Source organism: Corallococcus llansteffanensis, from assembly GCF_003612055.1.
GTDB classification, from domain to species: domain Bacteria; phylum Myxococcota; class Myxococcia; order Myxococcales; family Myxococcaceae; genus Corallococcus; species Corallococcus llansteffanensis.
Genome location: NZ_RAWB01000830.1, coordinates 1 through 3222, shown reverse-complemented (window position 1 = coordinate 3222; position 3222 = coordinate 1). Strand labels below are relative to the sequence as shown.

Sequence of the window (3222 nt, the reverse complement as noted above, 5' to 3'; positions counted from 1 at the left end):
GGCCGGGGCGGGGCCGCGGCGGGCGGCGGAGGCGCGGACGAAGCCGCGGGCTTGCGCACCGGCCCCAGCGCGGGCACCGGGTGGCCGGACACCTCCGACAGGGCCTTGACCATCTCCTCGGTGACGGTGGACCCGGTGTGGGCGGCGTCCAGGTCCTCGATGAGGTCCGACAGCACGTCGCATGCGCGGAGCATGACGTCGGTGGCGGTCTCGGTGGCCGTCTTGCCTTCGCGCTCGGCGCGCAGGACGTCCTCGGCGGCGTGCGCGAGCTGACCGATGGCGGCCAGGCCCAGCATGCGGGCCTCGCCCTTCATCGTGTGCAGTTCGCGCGCGACGTCGTCCGCGGCCTGATCCGCGGTCTCCTTCTCCAGGTCGATGACTCCCAGTTGGATCTTCTGGAGTCGGTCGGCCGTGACCTCCTGGAACTTCTTCAGGAGGGACTTTTTGAGGGCCTCGGTGTCCATGGGTGGCAGGCCCGGGGGCGCGACTTCCGCATCCCCCAGAGCCCTGGTCTCCCCTCAGGAGAACGCCTAGTCGGCCTTGAAGCGCTTGATGAGCTCGGCGAGCCGGCCCGCAAGCTGGGTGAGCTCGGCGGCGGCCCCGGTGGCCTGCTTCGACGCCTGCGTCGTCTGACGGGTCACGTCCTCGATCTCCGCCATGGACGCCACCACCTGCTCGGTGGCCGTGCGCTGCTGCTGCGTGGCCAGGTTGATGACCCGGGCCGCGTCGCTCGTCTCCTGCACGCCGGCGAGGATGCCTTCCACGGCCTGTGCCGCCACCGCGCCCAGCTTCTCACCGGACTCCGTGGCGTGCTTGGACGCGTCCGCCGCGCCCGCCGCCGCGGCCGTGGCCTCGCGGATCTCCGTGATGAGGTTCTTGATCTCCTTGGTGGACTCCAGGACGTTCTCCGCCAGCCGGCGCATCTCCGCCGCGACGATGGAGAAGCCCTTGCCCGCCTCGCCCGCGCGGCTGCCCTCGAGCGCCGCGTTGAGCGCGAGCAGGTCGGAGCGGTCCGCGATCTCGTCGATGACCTCCACCACCGTGCCGATGCGCTCCACGCGCTTGGACAGCTTGGAGATGGAGTCCGCCACCGCGACGCCGTCGCTGCGGATCTGCTGCATGGCCTGGATGAACTCGCCAATCGCGCCGCGACCCGCGCGGGCCGCGCCCAGCGTCTCCTCCGCCACGCGCGCCACGCTGCCCGCGTTCTCCGCGATCTGCGCGGAGGCGTGCTTCAATTCCTCCATGGTCGCGGTCGTCTCATGGATGGCCGCGGCCTGCTCGGTGGAGGACGTCTCGTGCTGCGTGGACGCCGCCAGCACCTGGTTGGCGGAGGACGACAGCCGCAGCGCGGCCTCGTTGATCTCCCGCACGAAGATGCGCAGCGTCTCGATGACCTTGCCGAAGCCCTCCAGGAGGGGCCCGAGCTGGGGGTCCTCGGTGGAGGTGTTCCAGCGCGACAGGTCGCCCTCGCGCACCAGGATGATGAGCGAGTCGAGCGCCTGATCAATCTCCTGCGCCGCCACCTGCTTGCGGTGCTCCGCGGAGGAGAAGTTCTCCAGCACCTGGTTGAGCAGGTGGCCGAAGCCGGTCGGATCCGCCTGGACGCGGTCCTGGGGCACGCGCGCGTTGAGGTTGCCGGACAGCACCGCCATCAGCGTGTCGGTGAAGGGCTTGAGCGGATCAATGGCGTTGGCGGCATCAGCGCCGGCCTTCGCGCCCGGGGACTTCTTGGCACCGCGGGGCTTGGCCGCGGGCTTGTCGTTGGGGCTCTCCAGGGACATGTGTGTCAGTGCCTTCCTTGCGTCTTCAAGGTTTCCGCCAAATCAATGAGCAACACGGGCCGCCGGGAGGCTTCATCCAGGCAAATGCCCACGGCATAGGGGGCCGCCGCCGCGGCTGCGGGCATGCGGCGTAGCACGGCGAGCGCGACGGAGCGCACCCCGTTGACGGCGTCCACCTTCAGGTGGCCCTCGCCTTCGGGGGTGTCGAACACCAGCGCGCGCAGGCCGCGGTGCGGCAGGCCCAGGTCTCGCACGGTGAGGTCGTCCGGCAGCGCCCGGTCGATGCGCAGGACCTGCGAGGCGTCCGTGCCGTACTCGGAGTCGCCGATCTGGAAGAAGAGGATGTCCACCGCTCCCAGCTCCTCCGCGGAGCGCTCGTCGAGGACGCCGTTGCTCATCGCACCACCGCGCGCTGACGGGCCGTCTGCAGCAGCTTGGAGAAGTTGAGCAGGTTGAGGCCGTCGTGCGGGCCTCCGCCCGACACGATGCCCAGCAGGTGCTCGGCGGCCGCGTCACCGCCCAGGGGCGGCGGGAGGATGTCGGAGACGGGCACGCGGCGCAGGCCCAGCACGGTGTCCGCCACCACGCCGGAGACGAAGCTGCCGCTGACGCCCACGAAGATGCGCGTGCGCGGACCGATGCGCGCCTCGCCCTTGCTGAGGAAGCGCAGCAGGTCCACCACCGGCAGCACCTGACCGCGGTGGCCGGTGACGCCCATGATGAACGACGGCGTGCGCGGCAGCGGCGTGAGCAGGCCGGCGCGCAGCACCTCGGTGACGTTCTCGCTGGGAACGCCGAAGCGCAGCTCTCCTACCCGGAAGCAGAAGAACTCCAGTTCGGGGCGGGCCTGGGCGGCCAGCGTACGGTCCGGCGCCTGACGGAGCGCGCGTTGGAGGGGAGTGGAGGTCGGGGTCAAGGCACCGAAGTATCCAGGACCGGGTGAAAAAGGGTCAAGGGTCCATCCAAGACTGTCCGCCTGCTCGCCGTTTCGATGGTTCGCCGGGGACCAAAGGTGTAGGGTTGTGGGCCGGGAGCCCCTGAGGAGGACGATGTCCCGCGTACTGGTCATTGACGACAGCCCGATGCTGCTGGAGCTCACCGTCCGCGCCCTGACGGCCGCAGGCTATGACGCCGTGGGTGCGCCCGACCTGGCGACGCTCGACCAGAAGCTCGCCGAGGGTCCGTTCGCGCTCATCCTCATGGACGTCAACATGCCGGAGATGTTCGGCGATGACGTCGTCGAATACCTGCGGCAGGTGAAGAAGGTCGTCGCCAAGCTGGTCCTCTACTCCGACATCTCGGAGGCGGAGCTGGACGCGAAGACGAAGAACTCCGGCGCGGACGGCTACATCCTCAAGAGCGGAGGCCTGGAGGGCGTGCTCGGAGGCGTGATGGGGCTCATCGGCGCGCCCGCGCTGAACGTGCCCACCGCCGTCCC

5 protein-coding genes are annotated in these 3222 nt (G+C 70.1%); 1 reads left to right on the top strand and 4 read right to left on the bottom strand.

Going from position 1 to position 3222, the window contains the following annotated elements:
- From D7V93_RS40875 to D7V93_RS40860, 4 genes are all read right to left on the bottom strand, one after another.
- Nucleotides 1-464, bottom strand: a 464-nt coding sequence (locus tag D7V93_RS40875) for an Hpt domain-containing protein (RefSeq protein ID WP_208723316.1), incomplete at its 3' end; no start/stop codon positions are given.
- 66 nt (nt 465-530) lie between these two features.
- Nucleotides 531-1784 (bottom strand): methyl-accepting chemotaxis protein, encoded by a 1254-nt coding sequence (locus tag D7V93_RS40870; protein WP_120648406.1) that lies wholly within the window; start codon nt 1782-1784, stop codon nt 531-533.
- 5 nt (nt 1785-1789) lie between these two features.
- Nucleotides 1790-2182 (bottom strand): Frizzy aggregation protein FrzB, encoded by a 393-nt coding sequence (locus tag D7V93_RS40865; protein WP_120648405.1) that lies wholly within the window; start codon nt 2180-2182, stop codon nt 1790-1792.
- Nucleotides 2179-2700 carry a chemotaxis protein CheW gene (locus tag D7V93_RS40860; protein WP_120616070.1) on the bottom strand — a complete coding sequence of 174 codons (522 nt, stop codon included), beginning with the start codon at nt 2698-2700 and terminating at the stop codon, nt 2179-2181. Before D7V93_RS40860 ends, D7V93_RS40865 begins: the two co-directional genes overlap by 4 nt.
- A 133-nt stretch (nt 2701-2833) precedes the next feature.
- Between D7V93_RS40860 and D7V93_RS40855 the strand changes: the two genes are divergently transcribed.
- The coding region (locus D7V93_RS40855; protein ID WP_147451614.1) for a response regulator transcription factor at nt 2834-3222 on the top strand (389 nt) is incomplete at its 3' end.